The sequence below is a fragment of the Maribacter sp. MMG018 genome (assembly GCF_018100785.1).
Taxonomy (GTDB): Bacteria; Bacteroidota; Bacteroidia; order Flavobacteriales; family Flavobacteriaceae; genus Maribacter.
Map to the genome: position 1 here is coordinate 600,336 of NZ_JAGJEC010000002.1, position 19,767 is coordinate 620,102.

The 19,767-nt window shown below is 37.6% G+C and carries 18 protein-coding genes and 1 other RNA gene; 8 read left to right on the forward strand and 11 right to left on the reverse strand.

Annotated features, from left to right (window positions below; genetic code table 11):
* Positions 1–10: 10 nt before the first annotated feature.
* A complete protein-coding gene (locus J8L85_RS10870; RefSeq protein WP_211017167.1) occupies positions 11–400 on the reverse strand; it encodes an acyl-ACP thioesterase domain-containing protein in 390 nt (129 codons plus the stop codon).
* A 1-nt stretch (position 401) separates the two neighbouring features.
* Positions 402–1,457, reverse strand: a complete 1,056-nt coding sequence (locus tag J8L85_RS10875) for a glutaminyl-peptide cyclotransferase (protein ID WP_211017169.1) — start codon at positions 1,455–1,457, stop codon at positions 402–404.
* A 115-nt stretch (positions 1,458–1,572) separates the two neighbouring features.
* Between J8L85_RS10875 and ffs the strand changes: the two genes are divergently transcribed.
* Together ffs and J8L85_RS10885 are read left to right on the forward strand one after the other, a co-directional pair.
* An RNA gene (gene ffs, locus J8L85_RS10880) (signal recognition particle sRNA small type) lies at positions 1,573–1,671 on the forward strand.
* An 83-nt stretch (positions 1,672–1,754) separates the two neighbouring features.
* Positions 1,755–2,564, forward strand: a complete 810-nt coding sequence (locus tag J8L85_RS10885; RefSeq protein ID WP_211017171.1) for an SDR family oxidoreductase — start codon at positions 1,755–1,757, stop codon at positions 2,562–2,564.
* A gap of 10 nt (positions 2,565–2,574) precedes the next feature.
* Here the strand turns inward: J8L85_RS10885 and J8L85_RS10890 are convergent, their stop codons facing one another.
* Positions 2,575–3,963: a redoxin domain-containing protein gene (locus tag J8L85_RS10890; RefSeq protein WP_211017173.1), complete on the reverse strand. Its 1,389-nt coding sequence runs from the start codon at positions 3,961–3,963 to the stop codon at positions 2,575–2,577.
* A 179-nt stretch (positions 3,964–4,142) separates the two neighbouring features.
* Here J8L85_RS10890 and J8L85_RS10895 point away from each other — a divergent pair, with 179 nt between their 5' ends.
* Positions 4,143–5,771: an ATP-binding cassette domain-containing protein gene (locus tag J8L85_RS10895; RefSeq protein WP_211017175.1), complete on the forward strand. Its 1,629-nt coding sequence runs from the start codon at positions 4,143–4,145 to the stop codon at positions 5,769–5,771.
* A 26-nt stretch (positions 5,772–5,797) separates the two neighbouring features.
* The gene (locus tag J8L85_RS10900) at positions 5,798–6,937 is read left to right on the forward strand and encodes a hypothetical protein (RefSeq protein WP_211017177.1); all 1,140 of its coding nucleotides are present in this window, start codon (positions 5,798–5,800) and stop codon (positions 6,935–6,937) included.
* 5 nt (positions 6,938–6,942) lie between these two features.
* Here J8L85_RS10900 and J8L85_RS10905 read toward each other — a convergent pair whose 3' ends face one another.
* Positions 6,943–7,662, reverse strand: a complete 720-nt coding sequence (locus tag J8L85_RS10905; protein WP_211017179.1) for a hypothetical protein — start codon at positions 7,660–7,662, stop codon at positions 6,943–6,945.
* Between the two features lie 206 nt (positions 7,663–7,868).
* On the opposite strand from J8L85_RS10905, the gene J8L85_RS10910 reads away from it, so the two are divergent.
* Entirely contained in the window at positions 7,869–8,441 is a 573-nt protein-coding gene (locus tag J8L85_RS10910) for a fasciclin domain-containing protein (RefSeq protein WP_211017181.1), read from the forward strand.
* 5 nt (positions 8,442–8,446) lie between these two features.
* On the opposite strand, the gene pheT is transcribed toward J8L85_RS10910, so the two are convergent.
* A complete protein-coding gene (gene pheT / locus J8L85_RS10915; RefSeq protein ID WP_211017183.1) occupies positions 8,447–10,876 on the reverse strand; it encodes a phenylalanine--tRNA ligase subunit beta in 2,430 nt (809 codons plus the stop codon).
* A 131-nt stretch (positions 10,877–11,007) separates the two neighbouring features.
* Between pheT and J8L85_RS10920 the strand changes: the two genes are divergently transcribed.
* Positions 11,008–12,234 carry a TlpA disulfide reductase family protein gene (locus tag J8L85_RS10920; protein WP_211017185.1) on the forward strand — a complete coding sequence of 409 codons (1,227 nt, stop codon included), beginning with the start codon at positions 11,008–11,010 and terminating at the stop codon, positions 12,232–12,234.
* 3 nt (positions 12,235–12,237) lie between these two features.
* Here J8L85_RS10920 and leuB read toward each other — a convergent pair whose 3' ends face one another.
* Both leuB and J8L85_RS10930 read right to left on the reverse strand, forming a co-directional pair.
* On the reverse strand, positions 12,238–13,356 hold the full coding sequence (gene leuB / locus J8L85_RS10925) for a 3-isopropylmalate dehydrogenase (RefSeq protein ID WP_211017187.1): 1,119 nt from the start codon (positions 13,354–13,356) through the stop codon (positions 12,238–12,240).
* 5 nt (positions 13,357–13,361) lie between these two features.
* Positions 13,362–14,534: a 2-isopropylmalate synthase gene (locus J8L85_RS10930; protein ID WP_211017189.1), complete on the reverse strand. Its 1,173-nt coding sequence runs from the start codon at positions 14,532–14,534 to the stop codon at positions 13,362–13,364.
* Between the two features lie 146 nt (positions 14,535–14,680).
* Between J8L85_RS10930 and J8L85_RS10935 the strand changes: the two genes are divergently transcribed.
* Positions 14,681–16,225, forward strand: a complete 1,545-nt coding sequence (locus J8L85_RS10935) for a hypothetical protein (RefSeq protein WP_211017191.1) — start codon at positions 14,681–14,683, stop codon at positions 16,223–16,225.
* A gap of 3 nt (positions 16,226–16,228) precedes the next feature.
* Complete coding sequence (locus J8L85_RS10940) at positions 16,229–17,110, forward strand: DMT family transporter (RefSeq protein ID WP_247656635.1); 882 nt, start codon at positions 16,229–16,231, stop codon at positions 17,108–17,110.
* On the opposite strand, the gene J8L85_RS10945 is transcribed toward J8L85_RS10940, so the two are convergent.
* The 4 genes from J8L85_RS10945 to panB are packed head-to-tail and all read right to left on the reverse strand — an operon-like array spanning position 17,107 to position 19,699.
* Positions 17,107–17,625 (reverse strand): DUF4252 domain-containing protein, encoded by a 519-nt coding sequence (locus tag J8L85_RS10945; protein WP_211017193.1) that lies wholly within the window; start codon positions 17,623–17,625, stop codon positions 17,107–17,109. The genes J8L85_RS10940 and J8L85_RS10945 overlap by 4 nt on opposite strands.
* Positions 17,626–17,659: 34 nt before the next feature.
* Positions 17,660–18,364: an RNA pseudouridine synthase gene (locus J8L85_RS10950; RefSeq protein ID WP_211017195.1), complete on the reverse strand. Its 705-nt coding sequence runs from the start codon at positions 18,362–18,364 to the stop codon at positions 17,660–17,662.
* 6 nt (positions 18,365–18,370) lie between these two features.
* Positions 18,371–18,874, reverse strand: coding sequence for a signal peptidase II (lspA, locus tag J8L85_RS10955; protein ID WP_211017197.1), 504 nt, complete (start codon positions 18,872–18,874; stop codon positions 18,371–18,373).
* Between the two features lie 6 nt (positions 18,875–18,880).
* A complete protein-coding gene (gene panB, locus J8L85_RS10960) occupies positions 18,881–19,699 on the reverse strand; it encodes a 3-methyl-2-oxobutanoate hydroxymethyltransferase (RefSeq protein ID WP_211017199.1) in 819 nt (272 codons plus the stop codon).
* Between the last annotated feature and the right edge of the window lie 68 nt (positions 19,700–19,767).

Below are 19,767 nucleotides of genomic sequence, written 5' to 3' on the forward strand. Positions count from 1 at the left end.
TTGAGTCGGTTCAAGAAAAAATTTGCATAACCTCTTCTGAGATTCTCATAGGTTTGTGGGTGTTTTTGTTTAATAAGCACCATTCTGTACTTGATCGTACTAATAACTTTTTTGTTATCTCGTTTACCATTTCCACCACTCTTACAGAGATTGCTCCTTTGCTTTTTTCTATGTGCGTGGAAATTAAAATAGGGTCGTTTTCCACTGCCGGTGCCTTATACTCTATATAATGTGTCATTACCACCCAAACGGCTTTTTCTTGAATGTCTTTAGGGGCCTTGTTTTGCCAATGTTCTTTAGAGATATCTTGTATCCACTGCACATAACGTACATTGTTTACGTGATCTAGGTCATCTAAATCATCTTTGGTAACCTTTATTCTCTTCGTATAGGACGACATATTATTTTTTTTCAATTTGAACCTCAAAAAGTTTGTCCCAATCCTTACCGGTTACAAAAAATGTTTTTCTGGTAGGGTGATAGGCAATACCGTTTAAAACATTATCTGTATCGATCCAATTTTCCGTTTTTGTTACTTTATCGCTCAGACCTCCAAAATTAACCACTCCCTCAATAGCACCGCTTTTTGCATCAATGATCATTACCCCAGGTTTTTGATACACGTTCGCATATATTTTTCCATCCACATACTCTAGCTCATTGGTGTCCGCGAAAAGAGATTTGTTAGAGGCAATTTCAATATGGTCTTCTTCCTCCATGGTGTCTGGATTAAGAATCCATATTTTCTCGGTACCGTCACTTTTATAAAGTTTGGTTCCGTCATTGGTAAGTCCCCAACCTTCTCTACTTTCGCCATATTGGAAGTTGTCCAACTTTTTCATGTCTTTTAGGTCGTAAATGAAACCTACACCACTTCGCCAGGTCAGTTGATATATTTTATCATTTAGTATGGTAATTCCTTCCCCAAAATAAGTTTTGTCCAAATCTACTTGTTGATAGACTTTTCCGGTTTTATAATCAAACTTTCTTAAGAACGAACGACCTTTTTTGCCGGTACCTTCATAAAGGGTGTCGTTATGAAACTCTAACCCTTGGGTGTAGGCGCCAGTATCGTGGGGATATTCGTTAAGTATGGTATAGGTATAAATTTCGGGAGCTTTAGAAGCCAATACTTTTAGCTTTTTTGTTACTTCGACCGTAGTACCTTCATAAGTAATATTTGCTTTCAGTACTTTGTTGCCCAGTTTAGGAACCGAAAAATTGATTTTTCCGTCAGATATAGGCAGTTCTTCACCGTCCATCACGTAGGTTACCTTTTCTATGTCCTTATTCTTAATATTTTTAATGGAAACACCGATGGTGGTACCTTGGTTTATCTTATTTGTGTTGCCCTCCAACACAATACTAAAAAGAGATGATGGTTTTTGGTTGCCACTACCGCAAGAAGCTAGAAATAACAACGATAAGCTAAAAAAAGTTAATTTAAAGGAACTCATTTTTTTACTGTTTTCTATGTTTTAAAGGGGTTACCCGTAATTGAGGCAAGTTAGCCCATAAAATTTAGAATGTAAAAAGGATTGTGAAAGTTTTAAAAGATTGTATATTTGCACCCGGCAAGTCCTACACGACCAGCTCCTGTAGAATCCCCCAGGGTGGGAACGCAGCAAGGGTATATGGTTGTAGCGGTGCGATGTAGGTAGCTTGCCTTTTTTTGTACCCCAAAGTCAACGATTTTATAATTTGCAGGATAAGGTCCATGACTTTGTTTTTATCACTCATACAATTATAATTTCATGCAATCTAAAATAGTTCTTATAACTGGAGGTTCATCGGGCATTGGTAAGGCTATGGGCCAATATCTTACGGCTAAAGGATACGTTGTGTACGGTACAACCCGAAACTTAGAGAAATATCCCGATTTTAATGATTTTGTTCTGCTTCAGATGGATGTTACCGTTCCTGGTACCATTGATAGGGCAGTTAAAGAAATAGTGGATAGGGAAGGCAGGTTGGACGTATTGGTAAATAATGCCGGTGTGGGAATAACCGGACCTTTGGAAGAAACACCTAACGATGAAATTTTAAAAGCTTTTAAAACCAACTTTAACGGACCTTTAAATGTTATAAAAGCGGTCTTGCCTCAAATGCGCAGTCAAAAAAATGGATTGATCATCAATATTACCTCGATAGCCGGGTACATGGGATTACCTTTTAGGGGTGTTTATTCAGCTTCAAAAGGTGCTTTGGAATTGGCAATAGAGAGTTTAAGAATGGAGACCAAAGATTTTGGAATTCATCTTACATGTATTGCACCAGGAGATTTTGCTACCAACATTGCTGCCGGTCGGTATCATGCACCGGTATTGGAAGGTTCTCCATATGAAACTTCATATGGTCGAACATTAAAGGCCATCGATGAAGATGTGGATAATGGGGGAGACCCTATTATGGTTGCGAAAAAGGTATATAGCATAATCAACACTAAAAACCCAAAAATACACTATAAAGTAGGGTCTTTTCTTCAAAAATTTTCAATAGTACTTAAAAGAATCTTGCCCGATAAATGGTATGAAAAATTACTTTTGAACTATAGTGATTCTTAAGAGTTTTCGATTATAATATATTGTCGTAAATATTGGAAAATGCATCTACTATCAATGTGTCTTTTGCGATGATACATTTGTTTAACGGATAAAGGACCAAGGTTTCGGTCAGCTTTTTAAAATCGTCGGATCTGAACTGTGTACTGGGTTCCGTATTCATGCTATTTACAATAGCTTCCCAGTCGTCAGCTTCTGTGCGGATATTGATACCTACGAATTCGAAATTCGGTTTTGTCTTTTTTAATTCGGCAACGCGTTTAAAAATATTGTCGTAATGGGTTTTGTTGGCGGCCGACCAAAAATAAAAAACCACGTTCTTGCCCTTTGCAATTTCTGGAAGTGAAATATCCTTTCCTTCCATAGACGTTACTTTTAAGTGAGGTATAGGGTTTTTTGGCTGAATGTTTCTGATGCCTTGGTAAAGGGTTACAATTTCTTGTATGTGCATATTATTGCCAGAGACCTTTTGAAACTCGTCTATGAATATTTTATTACTGTCGGGAGCATTGTGTTCTTTAAGTAAATAGTTGATGGCTACATTTCTAAATAGGTTGTCCCTTAGTTCTTTTTCGACTACCAAGCTGTCTATGATTTTTAATTTGTGCTGGTTAAAATGAAGTTGATTGGCAATTATACCATTGTTTTTGCCACAAGACTCCGAACAGTTTACATATGACAGGTTGCCAAAGTGCGACTTCATAAAATCGTAGTAAGGCCTAAGGTATATTAAGTGTTTGTTGTTATAATCTATATTCTTTCTGTATGCGTAGAAATCTTTTGAAAGATCATGTAATTTATCTTCCCTTAACTTTCTTCTATGTTTAAAAGGGTAAATTTCTTTGTACCTATAATAGGTGTAATCAATACTTGCCTCGGCAATCTCATATGCCCTTTCCGATAGTCCGAACTCTAATTTAATATCATCTAAAGCTCTGAGCTTATTTTTTCTGAGTGCATCTATTTTATGTGAAAAATCATCGGCTTCCAATTCATAATAGTTCGCCAATATTTCTTTTTCCTCATCTTCGTAGGCCAAAAAATTCTCTAAAAGAAAGTTGTTGATCTCTTCGTTGGTACCAGAAAAAACCAACGATTCATCAAAATATAGGGTGTTTAACCTAACCAGTAAACTATCGCCCTTCTCTAGGTAGATATATTGAAATTCCGGCGCATGGTTAAAATGGTAAAGTCCGTCCTCAATAGAATTTAAGTGAAAGGTAAACCTATTGTTCACATCTAATTTGGCAGAGTCAAGTACATCACCACCTTTGTAAAGAACTACATATTCATCGGTTGGATTCACAATTTCCCCAGCAAAGAAAACGCTATCCGTGTTTTTTTTGGGAGTATTGCAACCGACTAACAAGAAAATAAATGCTAGAGGTAAATATTTATCCATACACAAAAGGGGAATGTTTCATATCCAAAAATAATGAACCCTCTCTTCCATTGCTGTTAATAGGTAGTTAAATCTTAATTCATTGGGACTTAAGGGCAATTAAAAAAGATGTAATCTAAGTTTGTTGGTTTTCGCCTTTAAAATTCTGTATTTTTGCACGAATTTTTAAATAGTGATTTATGTTATCTGTATCTAATTTATCGGTCCAATTTGGAAAGAGGGTTTTGTTTGACGAGGTTAATGTTTCCTTTACCGAAGGTAACTGTTATGGTATTATTGGGGCCAATGGTGCGGGTAAATCTACGTTTCTTAAGGTTTTGTCCGGACAGATAGAGCCTACCTCGGGCCATGTTCATTTAGAGCCGGGGAAAAGAATGTCTATCTTGGAACAAAACCACAATTCTTCAGACGAGTTTACCGTATTGGAGACCGTGGTAAAAGGAAACAAGCCATTATATGAGATCAAGAAAGAAATAGATGCCCTTTATGCCGACTATAGTGATGAAAATGCAGATAGGATAGGGGAGTTGCAGGTTCAGTTCGAGGAAATGAACGGTTGGAACGCCGATAGTGATGCTGCGGCCCTGCTTTCTAACTTAGGAATAGGTGAGGAGCTGCACTATACCTTGATGGCGGATGTAGACTCTAAGTTAAAAGTACGTGTGCTTTTGGCACAAGCCCTATTTGGTAATCCAGATGTATTGGTAATGGATGAGCCTACGAACGACTTGGATTATGAGACTATTAGCTGGTTAGAAAACTTTTTGGCCGATTACGAGAATACGGTAATCGTAGTTTCTCACGATAGGCACTTTTTAGATACGGTATGTACGCATATTGGAGATATAGATTTTGGTAAATTAAACCTCTATTCCGGTAATTATACCTTTTGGTACGAAAGTAGCCAGTTAGCGGCTAGACAAAGGGCCCAGCAAAATAAAAAGGCAGAGGAAAAGGCCAAAGAACTACAAGAATTTATTATGCGTTTTAGTGCCAACGTAGCTAAAAGTAAACAGGCGACTTCTAGAAAGAAAATGTTGTCAAAGTTAAAGGTTGATGATATAAAACCTTCCAGTAGAAGATACCCTGCCATTATCTTTGAAAGAGAGCGCGAGGCCGGTGATCAAATATTGAATGTCGAAAGTCTTAGGGCATCTACCGAAGAAGGGGAGTTATTGTTCGATAATGTAAACATTAACTTGGCCAAAGGAGATAAAATTGCGGTTATATCTAGGGATTCTAGAGCTACAACGGCGTTTTATGAAATTATAAACAGTAATAGAAAGCCAGAGAGCGGTACATTTAATTGGGGGGTAACAACCAATCAATCTTATTTGCCCGCCGATAATTCCAATTTTTTTAAAGAGGATATAAATCTTGTTGATTGGCTTAGGCAATGGGCCAAAACAGAAGAAGAGCGCGAAGAGGTTTATTTAAGGGGCTTTCTTGGTAAAATGCTTTTTAGTGGAGAAGAAGCACTTAAAAAATGTACTGTACTTTCCGGAGGGGAAAAGGTAAGGTGTATGTTAAGTAGAATGATGATGATGAGGGCCAACGTGTTAATGTTGGACGAACCTACCAACCACTTGGACCTAGAAAGTATTACGGCTTTTAACAATTCGCTCAAGAACTTTAAAGGAACCGTGCTTTTTACCACCCATGACCATGAATTTGCACAAACAGTGGCCAATAGAATTATAGAATTGACTCCAAAAGGCAACATTGATCGTTATTCTACGTTTGATGAATACATGTCTGACAAGACTTTAAAGGAGCAGCGCAATAAAATGTATGCTGTTTCGGTTTAAGGAAGTTGAACTATAATTTCTAGATCATGAAGACTTACAATTATGTGGTCGGCGCAATGCTGGCTGTTTTCTTGGTTGCATGTAGTAGTGACTCAACCAATGAGCCTATAGAAGAAAATGAGACCCCTATTTTTGTCGAAGCGGATTATACTGTTTTGCTCGAAAAAAACAGTACTTTAAGTACACAAGGGCTTACCGCAGGTTCAGAGAACCTGGAAATTAATGATAACGATAGTTTTTTTCCTGGTTTTCCCAGTTCCGAAATTTTTTATAATTCAGACAATACCATCAGCTTGTACAATACTACTTCGGGCTGTATAGGAGAGGTTTTATATTATAATTTTGAATCGGAAGATGCTATTGAGTTTGATACTTTCGGGGTTTTAGGAGCCTGTAATGTAGAGGTGACCTCTATAGCCCATACAGACGAATATGTTTTTATTTCCTTTATTAAAGATGAAGAAGGTAAAAGTGATACCTTTTATGTTAGAATAATTGATTTGGATACTGACAATAAAGATTTTGTAGATATTCCTGTGTCTCCAAAACCAATGGCTATGGTGCCTACCAACGATAAATTGTTCGTGCTTACGTTTGATGAGGATATTACCGATGAAAATGGAATATCTGTAATCGATATTGAGGATGAGACTATCGTTTACGAAAAGAATATGGGGTATGATGTGGGGCGTATGTTCAAAAATCTAGATGGAAATATCGTATTGGCGTATCCGGAGCTTCACACCATTGTTGATAGTAGTACGATGACAGAAACATATACAAGGTATGATGCCGATACGGCACCCAATTTTTATATGTCTGAGTTTGTTTCGTTCGGTGAAGACGGAAAATTATATTACCAAATGCAAACGGAAGAAGGTACGGCAACGGAAAGTATTCCTGCAACATATGATTTTTCTGCAAATACGGCGGTACTTTATTATTATGAAAATTTTCTGTCAACGGCGCAACTTAGTGTTGAGTTCGAGATTGCATCTACGACTTCGATAGCCTATGATTATGCCAACGATATTATTCTTGTTGGGTATAAAAAAACGGGTAGTGGTAATACAGGAGGAATCTTAAGAATAACATCGTCTCCAGAATTAACCTTTATCGATAATATAGATTTGGATGGTATTCCAAGGTCTATTTATGTCGAGTAGGCTTACTACGCATTGTAGTATTTACTGTTCCAAATAGCGGGATTAAAGTTTTTTCCTAGGGCAAAACCATAAAAAATAACGATGGATCCAATGCTGTTGAACATAAAGAAATAAAGTATTCCGAACTGCGCAGGTGAACTTGATTTTGAGAATAGCCCCATGGGAATCATTAGGGTTACCAAATAACTGAGTATCAATACTAAAATGATAAGGTTTATCATATTTTTAAAGGGCCACATCATTAGTTTTCGCAAAGGGTGTAGGTCATTTCCCCATTGGTGAATCAAGTAAAAATAACCATTGCCTATTGGGGCAAATAACAAGGGGTCATCTTTGTCCTCTAGTTTAAAGAGTTTTGACGGTGCGATTATTTTGAAACCTTGAATCTCTGTATCATGCTCTTTTTCAAGTTCCCTGATCTTTGAAATGGCTTCTTTTGGAATGGTGCCCTTAAAAAATTTAGAATCCAAAAAACGAAGGCGGTAATCAATACAGACTTTTTTGATTTGCTCTATATGGTAAATGTTCTCGCTTTGTAACAATTCATGGTTAAAGGAATTGGATAAAGTGTTTTTTTGGTCTATAATGTTTGTTTCTATACGATTGTAGTCATCACTAACTCGTTTCAGAATTGTTTTTACTTCTGCAAGTAACCTCTCTTCCGACATTTTAACCCGCAATTTTTCCAAATCTAGTTTTTCTCTAAGGTTTGTTTTCTTTAACATCTCAACTTTTTTTTGTAACCTACTCAAAGTTAGGCAATAACGAATAAGTCCAAAAATTGGGGTGCAGGCCTTGTTTGTTAAATAAATGTTAATTAACAGAGGTAAATAAATTTTTGATTGTGTGTTTCTCTTTTCAGATTGTATATTGTCGATGAAAGTTGACCTTTTGTCGATTACCAATATTTTGCCCCAACTATACCTTGAATATGAAAAATTGGACAGCCCCCGTATGTCTTTGTATGATGCTCTTTTCTCTAGTGAGTATGGCACAAGGCCCATCTCCACAACAAAATTTAAATTTATTATCATCGAATTTACAGGTGGTAGATAATTCGATTCTTTTAAATACGGAACAAACAGAGAGTCATAGCACATTATTGGCGGCTTTACGAGCTTCCGATATGGATTGTATATTAGATTATAAAGGACAGTTTACGGTTTTTGCACCCTCCAATGCGGCATTCGAAAAATTATCTAAGGTTACTATAGACGAGCTTCTTGATCCCAAAAACAAAGAGGAGTTAAAGGCGATAATGTCGTATCATATAATCGCCGGAAAGCTTACGGCCTCCAAGATTTTGAAAGCCATGTGCAGAGGCAATGGAAAAGCGTCGTTTACCACTGTATTGGGAGAAAAGATAACGGCCACAATGAGTGGTATCGACATTATACTAATGGATAATTATGGTAACAAGGCCAAAATAGTATCTGCCGATTCCAATCAAAGCAACGGTGTTGTACATGAAATCGACAGTGTCTTTTTACCGTTTGAGATATAACCGAACTATCTTAATTCGGCATTTAACTCTCTTTCATAATTCTTCTGCAACTTAGACATGATCTTGTCTATTTGTTTATCTGTAAGAGTTGCGTTACTATCTTGAAGCGTAAAAGTTATAGCATATGATTTTTTACCTTCAGGTAAGTTCTTTCCTTCATATACATCGAACAAATTGATGTTTTTAAGTAGTTTTTTCTCTGTTTTGAATCCAATTTCATGTAATTCCTTAAAAGTTACATGTTGATCTAGCAGTAAGGCGAAATCTCTTTTAACTTCAGGGTACTTTGATATTTCCTTAAAAACAATATTTGATTTCTTCAATACATCTAAAATGGTATCCCATTTAAAATCGGCGTAAAAAACATTCTGTTTAATATCAAAATGTTTAAGAATCGATTTTTTGACCATTCCGAAAGACACTAGTTCTTTCTGGCCGGATTTTAGGCTTAATCCCTCCGAAAACAGTTCGCTCTCATCTGGGCAACTTGTGGTATTATTTATGCCTAATCTTATTAGTATGGTTTCCACTATTGATTTTAATTGGAAAAAATCACTTGGTTTCGCCGGAACCGTCCAACTGTTCTCACCAGATTCTCCCGTCAATAAAATACTTAGGTACTTATGTTCGGGCCTTTCAATGTTTTCTTGAGTATAGGTTTTACCAAACTCGAACAATTTTAGGTTTTGTCTCTTTCTGTTTATGTTATAGCTCACCGCTTCCAAGGCAGAGAATATAGATGCTTTTCTAAGTACCGATAGGTCTCCGCTTAGAGGGTTTAGAATGCTCACAGAATCTATGTTTTTTATAGGGCCCTCTAAAAACTCATTATATTCAGGGGAGGTAAGGCTATTGGTCATTATCTCATAAAAACCCTTGGAAGCCAATAGATTTCCAATTGTAAACTGAATTTTGTGGTCTTCATAAATAGTGGTGGACGCTATGGAAGCATTTAATTTTTGGCCGAAATCTATATTATTATATCCGTAAACCCTTAGAATTTCTTCGATTACATCTACCTGGCGTTGAACATCTACCCTGTAAGAGGGCACGCTTAGGCCCATACCTGCCTCTGTTACGTTTTTAACTTTTATGTCTAAAGAGACCAGGATAGATTTAATGGTGTCTTTTGGAATTTCTTGACCAATGAGCTTATTTATTTTTTCAAAAGCCAAGAATACTTCAAAATCCTTTTGTTTGTGAGGGTAGAGGTCTACTATGTCAGATGTGATATCCCCGCCTGCAATCTCTTTGATTAAAAGTGCCGCTCTTTTAAGGGCGTATTCTACATTTTCGATATCTATTCCGCGTTCGAACCTAAATGAGGCATCTGTATTTAGGCCGTGTCTTTTTGCCGATTTTCTAATAGATACGGGGTCAAAGTAGGCACTTTCTAAAAAGATGGAAGTAGTGTTTTCGGTAACTCCAGAATTCAATCCACCGAAAACACCTGCAATACACATTGGTTTCTCGCTATCGCAAATCATCAAATCATCTTCGTGAAGCTCTCTTTCAATTCCGTCAAGCGTTGTAAACTTGGTGCCTTTGGGCATTGTTTTAACCCTGATTTTACCTCCCTTTATCTTGTTGGCGTCAAAAGCGTGCAAAGGTTGCCCAAGCTCATGTAGTACATAATTGGTTGCATCTACTACGTTGTTCTTAGGGGTTAACCCTATTGCTTTTAATCTATTTTTTAACCAATTGGGAGAAGGTTGTACAATTAGGTTGTTAATTGTAACGCCACAATATCTGGGAGCAAGGGCACTATCTTCTACATCGACATCGATTTTAAGGGATCGGTTGTCAACATTGAACTGGCTAACAGGCGGGGTAATCAACTCTTTGTTAATTTCCTTCTGTTTTAGACCGGCCTTTAAATCTCTTGCAACCCCAAAATGGCTCATGGCATCGGCACGGTTTGGAGTTAGTCCAATTTCAAAGACCTCATCCCTTTCTATATCGAAAACCTCTGAAGCCAAAGTTCCGGGAGCCAAATTTTCGTCCAAGACCATAATACCGTCATGGCCTTCACCAAGACCAAGTTCGTCTTCGGCACAGATCATACCTCTACTTTCTTCTCCCCGTATTTTACCTTTTTTAATTTTCCAGGCTTCGCCTTCCTTTGTATAAAGGGTGGTACCTACAGTAGCTACAGGAACTTTTTGTCCTTTTGCCACATTCGGTGCCCCACATACTATCTGTATTGGCTCGTCACCCCCTATATCTACCAAGGTCACTTTTAACCTATCTGCATTTTGATGCTTTTCACAACTTAGTACGTGTCCGACCACAATACCTTCTAAACCACCTTTGACAGATTCATAAGTTTCGATACCTTCTACCTCTAAGCCTAGGTCGGTTAAAAGTTCTCCGGTTTTTTTGGAATCCCAATCAATATTGATAAACTGTTTTAGCCAGTTGTAAGAAATTTTCATTCGTCAGTTTTAAAGCGGGTAAAGATAAAACAATGCCGTAAGACATTCAATAAGCAACGGGTCCGTTTTGCCGTAAAATTTTAATTAATGACTATAAGTGACTATTTTAGTTCGTTTTAATACTGTTGTTTATGAAAAAATATTTTTTCCTCGTTTTTGTATGGTGTGTTTTTGGATGTGTTGAAACGCATAAAAAACAGGAATTAAGTGAAGGTGCTTGGCAGGGTAGGCTCAGTGTTATGGATGGAGAGGTATTGCCTTTTAACTTTAAGGTGTACAAGAATACGGAAGAAAATTATATGCTTGATATCTTTAATGCCGAAGAAGTTATTAAGGTAGACGAAGTGATTTTTGAAAATGATTCCCTTGTAATACAAATGCCTGTTTTTGAAGGGTATATTACCGCTCATTTTTCTTCTGTCCAAATGAAAGGGGCATTTATTATTGAGAGTTTGGAAAGGTCTGTTCCTTTTGAGGCTACATATGGCGAATCTAAAAGATTTATTGGGGTAGAAGGTGCTTCTGTGGATGTTTCTGGGGTGTGGCAGACAGAATTTAGTCCTAATACAGAGGACAATTATATGGGGAAGGGCATTTTTACTCAAAAAGATAATCAGGTAATGGGAACCTTTCGGACAACAACAGGCGATTATCGGTTTTTAGAAGGGGTGTTGGACAATGATTCGTTAAAGTTATCTACGTTTGATGGTGCACACGCCTTTTTGTTCAAGGCCAAGGTGACAGATAGTAGTATGAACGGTACTTTTTATTCAGGAAATCATTTTAAAGAACCCTTTATCGCTGTTAGAAATGAAAATTACGAATTGCCAAGCCCCGATTCCTTAACCTTTTTGAAGGACGGATATGATAAATTCGACTTTACCTTTCCTGATTTGAACGGGAATATGGTCTCTTTAAATAGTCAACAATTTAAAGATAAGGTAGTTGTAGTACAGATTATGGGGTCTTGGTGTCCTAATTGTTTGGATGAGACCAAATTTCTGGTAGATTATTTAAGTAAGAAAAATAGGGAGGACCTTGCTGTGGTGGGCTTGGCCTTTGAATATGCCAAAACGGAAGAATTGGCTCATAAAAGTATAAAAAGACTGGTAGATAGAATAGGGGTGGAATATCCTATTTTATTGGCTCAGTATGGTACGGAAAATAAAGAAAAGGCCCAAGAGAAATTACCAATGTTAAATAGGGTGCTCTCGTACCCAACTACAATCTTTATCGATAAAAAAGGTGTGGTCAGAAAAATCCATACAGGGTTTAACGGTCCTGCGACCGGTGATAAATTTGAGGAATTTAAATCGGAATTTGATAGTTTTCTGCAGCAACTGTTATCAGAAGAATAAGCACTAGATTATAGTAGATTTACCTAAATCTATATTCTCATCGTTCATGTTAAAATGGTCGTCAAGCTCCATAATGTTATCAGCTATAAAATCACCGACGTAATCTGTGCCATATTTACTGCTTCCCATAATATCTGGGGTCACGATGTTTTTCGAGAACGATTTTAATACGGCGGCCACTACGGCATCAGATTCCTCATGTAGCTTAAAGTGCTGTAAAAGCATGGCAACACTTAAAATGGCCGCCACGGGGTTAGCCGTGTTTTTGCCTTTGGCATTTGGGTATGAACCGTGTATTGGCTCGAACATCGCATAATCCGTTCCTACCGATGCCGAAGGCAATAAGCCTATAGATCCGGCAATAACACTACCTTGGTCCGATAAAATATCCCCGAACATATTGTCTGTTAGTATTACATCGAACTGGCTGGGGTTAAGAACCATCTGCACAGCGGCATTATCTACAAAAAGAGCTTCCAAAGTTACTTCGGGATAGCTCTTGGCTATATCGTAAACGACCCTTCTCCATAATCGAGACGTTTGTAATACATTGGCCTTGTCTACCAAGGTTACTTTCTGTTTTCTGTTTTTGGCCGCCTTAAAGGCCAAATGTGCAATTCTGCTTATTTCTTCTTCGTTATACGTACAAATATCCGTAGCGGAATTAGAATTTGGATCATGGTCTTTTTCACCGTAATAAATACCTCCCGAAAGTTCTCGGTAAATAACGAGGTCGGTATTTTTTACTATTTTTTTTGATAGTGGCGATTGTTTAATTAAGGCCGGAAAAACCTTTACGGGTCTTATATTGGCAAAAAGATCTAGTTCTTTCCTAAGCCTAAGCAAGCCTTGTTCTGGCCAAATTTCTGAATTGGGATCGTCATCGTATTTTGGGGAGCCTATGGCACCGAACAAAATAGCGTCCGATTCTTTGCAAATCTTTAAAGTTTTTTCCGGTAACGGGTTTCCTTCCTTTTCTATTGCCGTTGCGCCCACCAGGCCCTTGGCGAACGTAAAGCTGTGCCCGAAGGTTTCTTCTACGGACCTAAGGCATTTTAAGGACTGAGCAACTACTTCAGGGCCAATACCATCCCCCTCTAAAACGGCAATATTTAAATGCATGTTTATTAACTGATGCTTTGAAGGTCAAGATTACTTGCCTTTATGATTTCATGTATGTCTTCGTCTAAAATTTCCTTTTTCCTATCGGCAAACTTCAAAAACTCTTCATAGACACTATCCAATTGGGTTTTGGTAAGTTCGTACCCTACTATTTTCGCACGGTATGCCAATGCGGCCCTTCCACTACGCGCTGTAAGCACTATCGACGATTCCGTAACGCCCACATCTGCAGGGTCTATAATTTCATAGGTTTCACGGTTTTTGATGACCCCGTCTTGGTGAATGCCCGAACTATGGGCGAATGCGTTGGCTCCTATGATTGCTTTATTGGGTTGTACGACCATTCCCATTTTGCTAGAGACCATCTTGCTTGTATCATAAAGCAATTGACTGTTGATCGTAGTATCTAGGTTTAAATCTGGATGTTGTCTCATGATCATTACAACTTCTTCCAAAGAAGTGTTTCCGGCGCGTTCGCCTATACCGTTAATGGTGCACTCTATTTGTCTGGCGCCATTTATAACCCCTGCAATGGAGTTTGCCGTCGCTAGACCGAGGTCATTATGGCAATGGCAAGAAAGTGTAGCCTTGTGTATACCGGTAACGTTTTCTTTTAAATATTTTATTTTGGCTCCATATTCCTCAGGAAGACAATATCCTGTGGTATCCGGAATATTTAGAACGGTGGCACCGGCCTTTACGACCGCTTCACATACCCTTGCTAAAAATTCATTGTCCGTTCTACCAGCGTCTTCGGCATAAAATTCAACATCTTCTACAAATGTTTTGGCATAACTCACAGCTTCTACAGCTCTTTCGATTATGGCTTCTCTATTTGAGTTGAACTTGAATTTTATATGTGAGTCAGAAGTACCTATACCTGTATGTATTCGGGGTATTTTGGCATGCTTCAGGGCTTCTGCCGCAACCTCAATGTCTTTCTTTACCGCTCTGGTAAGCCCACAGACCGTGGCATTCTTTACCAATTTGGCAATGCTTTCCACAGATTTAAAGTCTCCAGGACTAGAAATAGGGAAACCTGCTTCTATGATATTTACACCCAGTTCATCCAATCTCTCGGCAATAACCAGCTTTTGTTCCATGTCCAATTTACAGCCAGGAACCTGTTCTCCATCTCTCAGTGTAGTGTCAAATATTTGTACTATATCTTTGCTCATTATATTTACGTAGTTTTAGCAAGTTAAACGAATATATAACGCTAGTAAGGAAATATGCAAATTTAGTTATAACATTTACAACGTTAATATAGTTTTTGGCTTATTTAATAGATTGATATTGAACAATATAAATACTTTTTTTTACGATGACAAATGCGCATAAAGATGCTTTGTTCGTTCTGGTCAAATCACTTTCGAAATCTGAAAAGCGCCAATTTAAGTTATATGTGGGGCGTTTGGGGGTCAATGCGGATGCGAAATTTTTGGCTCTTTTCAATTTATTGGACAAAATAAAGAGGTATGACGAAAAGATAATTCTTGAAAGTGGTATTGTAAAAAAGGCACAACTTTCAAATTTAAAAGCGCATCTCTACAAGCAAATTTTGGTTAGTCTGCGTCTTAATCCGGTCAATCAAAATGTTAGGATCCAGATTAGGGAGCAATTGGACTTTGCTACCATTCTTTATCAAAAAGGATTGTACAAACAGAGCCTAAAGATTTTGGACAAGGCTAAATCTATGGCAATAGACAACGAAGAAAAGAACATTGCCTACGAAATAGTAGAGTTCGAAAAAATCATAGAGACCCAATATATAACCAGAAGTATTCCCGATCGTGCAAACGAGCTTGCCGTACAGGCAAAAGAGCTTTCTGGTCAAAATGTGATGACCAGTAAGTTGTCTAACCTTTCGATGCAACTATATAGTATGATGTTAAAGGTGGGCTATGTTCGTAGTGATGAAGACCTTCAAAAGGTAAGGGTCTATTTTTCAAAACACTTACCAAAGATCGATATAGAGAAACTTGGGTTTAGGGAAAAACTATGGCTTTATAAAGCTCATTTGTGGTATAGCTTTTTAACACAAGATTTTCTTTCGTGCTATAAATATGCAAGTAAATGGGTAGATCTTTTTTATGAGAACAAGGAAATGATCTATCTAAACCCGGTATTCTTTCTAAAAGGAAACCATTATTTGTTAGAATCTTTATTCTATGTAAAATACAGCTCTTTATTTAAAGAAACACTTCAAAAACTTGAAGTGGTCTTGAAAGAAAAGAATTTTCCAAAAAACGATAATATAAATTCGTTGGCCTTTCTTTATCTCAATGCCAATAAACTGAACCTTCATTTTCTGGAAGGAACTTTTGAAAAAGGTCTTTATCTGGTTAAAATAGTGGAGTATGGCATTAACAAGCACAAAGACCGTATTGATGTTCACCATGTAATGGTTTTGTATTACAAAATTGCTTGTTTGTATTTTGGAATCGGTGATAATAAAACCTGTATTGTCTATCTTAAGAAAATTATAGATAATAAGAATCTTAAAATGAGGGAGGATCTAATGTGTTTTGCCAGGGTATTAAGTTTGGTAGCGCATTATGAAGCGGGTATGGATTATCATTTGGAAGTACAATTAAAAAGTACCTATAAGTTCTTGCTTAAAATGAACGATATGCATGCCGTTCAAAAAGAAATGATCAAGTTCTTAAGGAATTTAGGGGGTATTTATCCGAACGAGCTTAGGGCGGAGTTTAAAAAATTACATACCGAGCTCAAAAAGTATGAAGACCATCCATATGAAAAAAGAGCTTTTCTTTACCTGGACATAATTTCTTGGCTGGAAAGCCATTTAGAGAACAAGCCCGTTTCACAGATAATAAGGGAAAAGGCGTTGGAACAGACCAGATAAGCCATGCCACGTTCTCACCTTACAAATCTGTTGGAAATTAATTTGGCGATGCTTTTGATAAGCACGTCGGGGCCATTGGGCAGATATGTTGATCTTCCTGTTCCCGTAACCATAGGTGTAAGGGGTATACTGGCGTTCAGTATTCTATATCTATATTGTAGATGGAGGGGAATATCCTTAAGAATCCATAAAGCCGATATTTTTATTGTTGTTTTAAGCGGTCTTTTAATGGCGGCCCATTGGCTGTTCTATTTTTATGCATTGCAATGGTCCAGTGTAGCCATTGGAATGCTATCTCTTTTTACCTACCCGGTCATTACCGCTTTTTTAGAGCCGATAGTTCTTAAGACCAAATTTCAAAAGATGCATATTGTTTTGGGAGGATTAGTCTTAGCGGGAGTTTATTTTCTTAGTCCTAATTTTGATATGGCGGATTCAAATACCCTGGCAATTTTCATGGGTTTGATTTCTGCACTGGCATATGCATTGAGAAATTTGATATTAAAATCTAAAATAAAAAGATACCAAGGTTCCACCTTAATGGTATATCAAACGGCCATTATCGGAATAATTTTAATTCCAGTTCTTTTTACAGCGGATTTTGAGGACGTAATAGGGCACTGGCCGGGATTGTTGACTTTGGCAGTGGTGACTACAGCTGCCGGACATACCTTGTTTTTAATGACGTTTAAGAACTTTAGCATTACTACCGTAAGTATTCTGAGCAGTGTACAGCCTGTGTACGGTATTTTGATAGGAGTCTTCTTTTTAAAGGAAATACCCGGGTTAGCCACTATTTTTGGTGGTATTTTGATCCTAAGTTCCGTTGTTATAGAAAGCTTTCGCTCCTCTAAAAAAAAGACAAGAAAAACTATAGGCGGCTAATTGGTATTGGAGTCTTGGGTATACTGGTTAATAAACTCGTTACCTAAGTTTTCAAATTGGTTGTTCTTGGCCATGTCCCGTACTTTCACGGGGTCAAAATTTCCATTAAAATAAAGAAAAGAGCCTGTTTGGCCATTATTGTTGTATATCAAAATTTCTTTTACGGTATTTCTTTTTTCCCTAATCGAAACAACATTTCTTTTTAGTTCATTGTTTTTTCTATAGATCTCTATAAACGAGTTGCCGGTAATACCATTCATTTGTTTATTTAGAAAGTCGGTTTTTGCAGGGGTAGGACTAGAAAATTGCATGTACCTTAAATCTTTTGTGGTGCCGACCAACGATTGCATTTCTGGAGAAATACCACTTATCAGCGTTAACATAAATTGGGGGACACGTATGGCCGTAACCTGATCATCGTTTTTATGTGCATTGTAGAAAGTATCTATAGAATTGTAGCTACCGCAGCTACTTATTAAAATAAAGGCGGCAAGAATTCTTGCTTTTTTTAACATGTTAAGGAGTGTTTAGTATTCTAAAAATACGAAATTAAACACAGGCGTTCCAGACGGGGTCTTTAGGTAATGGAGCTGTTATCGTAATAGGTTCTTTTTTAACGGGGTGTACAAACGATAATTTTCTGGCATGCAGGTGAATACTGCCATCTTTATTACTTCGGTCGAACCCGTATTTTAAATCCCCTTTAATGGGGCATCCTATACCGGATAGTTGTGATCTTATTTGATGGTGTCTTCCTGTTTTTAAATTTACTTCCAGTAAGTAATAGGAATCAAGTTTTTTTAAGACCCTATAGTCCAGAATGGCTTTTTTACTGTCGTTCACCTCTTTAACGTGTGCGTACGATTTATTCTGTTTAGGGTTTCTTTTTAACCAATGAATCAAGGTATCCTCGGTTTTTGGAGGCGTTTTTTTTACAATGGCCCAGTAGGTTTTTTTGGCCTCTTTTTCTGCGAATAGCTTATTTAACCTGGGCAAGACCTTAGAGGTCTTGGCAAAGACCACGAGTCCCGATGTTGGGCGGTCTAATCTATGTACCACTCCCAAATATACATTGCCAGGCTTGTTATACTTTATTTTGAGGTATTGTTTTACGATTTCACTTAAGGGGGTATCTCCGGTCTTGTCTCCTTGTACGATGTCGCCAGGTCTTTTATTTACTACGATAATATGGTTGTCTTCATGTAGGACCTGAAGGTTTTTTACGTTGGAGTGTATGGGTTTGCTATGCGCCATCTGTAGCTATATCGATTGTTTTTTTCTACTAATATTCAATAACAAAATCAATATAACCCCAAATGTTACGGCCATATCGGCTACATTGAATATTCCGGTCTTAAATATACCTGCACGTATTTGAAAGAAATCTGTGACAGATCCGAGTATAATGCGGTCAATTAGGTTGCCGAGGCCTCCACCGATAACAAATGCAAAAGCCAGCACCATCCATTTGTTCAAATTCTTTTTAGTCAATGTTCTATGTAATAAAACCAACAGCACCAATAATGGTAGTCCTTGCAGTAAAATTACTTTAGCCATAGGAGGGAAGTTCTCCCCAAATCCTAGCATAGCTCCTTTGTTCTCGATATTTGTTAAAATAAAATGATCTTGGATCAACGGAATATAATCGTGGCTCTCTACATTGTTCCGAACCACTTTTTTAGATATTTGGTCGCAGCCAATATTCAAGAGTATCAAGGTAATGATCAAAACTCTTTTTAGGATAATGGGCCGCTTTAAATCCATCAAAATCTAATATTGTTCATCATCACTCGGAAAATCCATGCTTTTTACATCCTTAACATAGTTTCCGATAGCATTTCCCATTTCTTCGTACAGGTTCATGTACCTTCTAAGAAATCTAGGGTTGAACTCATGGGTCATACCCAATAGGTCGTGAACTACCAATACTTGCCCGTCCGCATATTTTCCGCCTCCGATCCCAATGGTGGGTATGGTAAGGCTTTCAGATACTTTTTTGGTAAGATTTGCCGGTATTTTTTCAAGAACAATTCCGAAACAGCCTAATTTTTCTAGCATTAGGGCATCTTCCATTAATTTGTTCGCCTCTTCTTCTTCTTTGGCCCTAACGGTATAGGTGCCAAATTTATAGATAGACTGTGGTGTAAGCCCCAAGTGCCCCATAACGGGTATACCGGCTGCGAGAATACGTTTAACCGATTCCTTTATTTCCGTTCCGCCTTCTACCTTTACAGCATGCGCTCCACTTTCTTTCATAATTCTAATTGCGGAACGCAAGGCTTCCTTAGGGTCGCTTTGGTAACTTCCAAACGGAAGGTCTACAACCACCAATGCTCTTTTTACCGCCCTAATTACCGATGATGCGTGATAGATCATTTGATCCAGCGTAATGGGTAGTGTAGTTTCGTGACCGGCCATTACATTACTTGCCGAATCTCCAACTAAAATCACATCCACATTGGCTGCATCCACGATTTTGGCCATGGAGTAATCATAAGCGGTAAGCATGGATATTTTTTCTCCATGACTTTTCATTTCCACCAATGATTTAACGGTTACTCTTTTGTACTCTTTTTTTGCGGTAGACATATGTTATAATTTGATCTTAACAAAAGTAATGAGTTTTGTTGATATAGAACATTTTGGGAGCATTGAAC

Coding starts and splice junctions, on each gene's coding strand:
- J8L85_RS10870 (WP_211017167.1), bottom strand. CDS start 400: ATGTCGTCCTATACGAAGAGAATAAAGGTTACCAAAGATGATTTAGAT.
- J8L85_RS10875 (WP_211017169.1), bottom strand. CDS start 1,457: ATGAGTTCCTTTAAATTAACTTTTTTTAGCTTATCGTTGTTATTTCTA.
- J8L85_RS10885 (WP_211017171.1), top strand. CDS start 1,755: ATGCAATCTAAAATAGTTCTTATAACTGGAGGTTCATCGGGCATTGGT.
- J8L85_RS10890 (WP_211017173.1), bottom strand. CDS start 3,963: ATGGATAAATATTTACCTCTAGCATTTATTTTCTTGTTAGTCGGTTGC.
- J8L85_RS10895 (WP_211017175.1), top strand. CDS start 4,143: ATGTTATCTGTATCTAATTTATCGGTCCAATTTGGAAAGAGGGTTTTG.
- J8L85_RS10900 (WP_211017177.1), top strand. CDS start 5,798: ATGAAGACTTACAATTATGTGGTCGGCGCAATGCTGGCTGTTTTCTTG.
- J8L85_RS10905 (WP_211017179.1), bottom strand. CDS start 7,662: ATGTTAAAGAAAACAAACCTTAGAGAAAAACTAGATTTGGAAAAATTG.
- J8L85_RS10910 (WP_211017181.1), top strand. CDS start 7,869: ATGAAAAATTGGACAGCCCCCGTATGTCTTTGTATGATGCTCTTTTCT.
- pheT (WP_211017183.1), bottom strand. CDS start 10,876: ATGAAAATTTCTTACAACTGGCTAAAACAGTTTATCAATATTGATTGG.
- J8L85_RS10920 (WP_211017185.1), top strand. CDS start 11,008: ATGAAAAAATATTTTTTCCTCGTTTTTGTATGGTGTGTTTTTGGATGT.
- leuB (WP_211017187.1), bottom strand. CDS start 13,356: ATGCATTTAAATATTGCCGTTTTAGAGGGGGATGGTATTGGCCCTGAA.
- J8L85_RS10930 (WP_211017189.1), bottom strand. CDS start 14,534: ATGAGCAAAGATATAGTACAAATATTTGACACTACACTGAGAGATGGA.
- J8L85_RS10935 (WP_211017191.1), top strand. CDS start 14,681: ATGACAAATGCGCATAAAGATGCTTTGTTCGTTCTGGTCAAATCACTT.
- J8L85_RS10940 (WP_247656635.1), top strand. CDS start 16,229: ATGCCACGTTCTCACCTTACAAATCTGTTGGAAATTAATTTGGCGATG.
- J8L85_RS10945 (WP_211017193.1), bottom strand. CDS start 17,625: ATGTTAAAAAAAGCAAGAATTCTTGCCGCCTTTATTTTAATAAGTAGC.
- J8L85_RS10950 (WP_211017195.1), bottom strand. CDS start 18,364: ATGGCGCATAGCAAACCCATACACTCCAACGTAAAAAACCTTCAGGTC.
- lspA (WP_211017197.1), bottom strand. CDS start 18,874: ATGGATTTAAAGCGGCCCATTATCCTAAAAAGAGTTTTGATCATTACC.
- panB (WP_211017199.1), bottom strand. CDS start 19,699: ATGTCTACCGCAAAAAAAGAGTACAAAAGAGTAACCGTTAAATCATTG.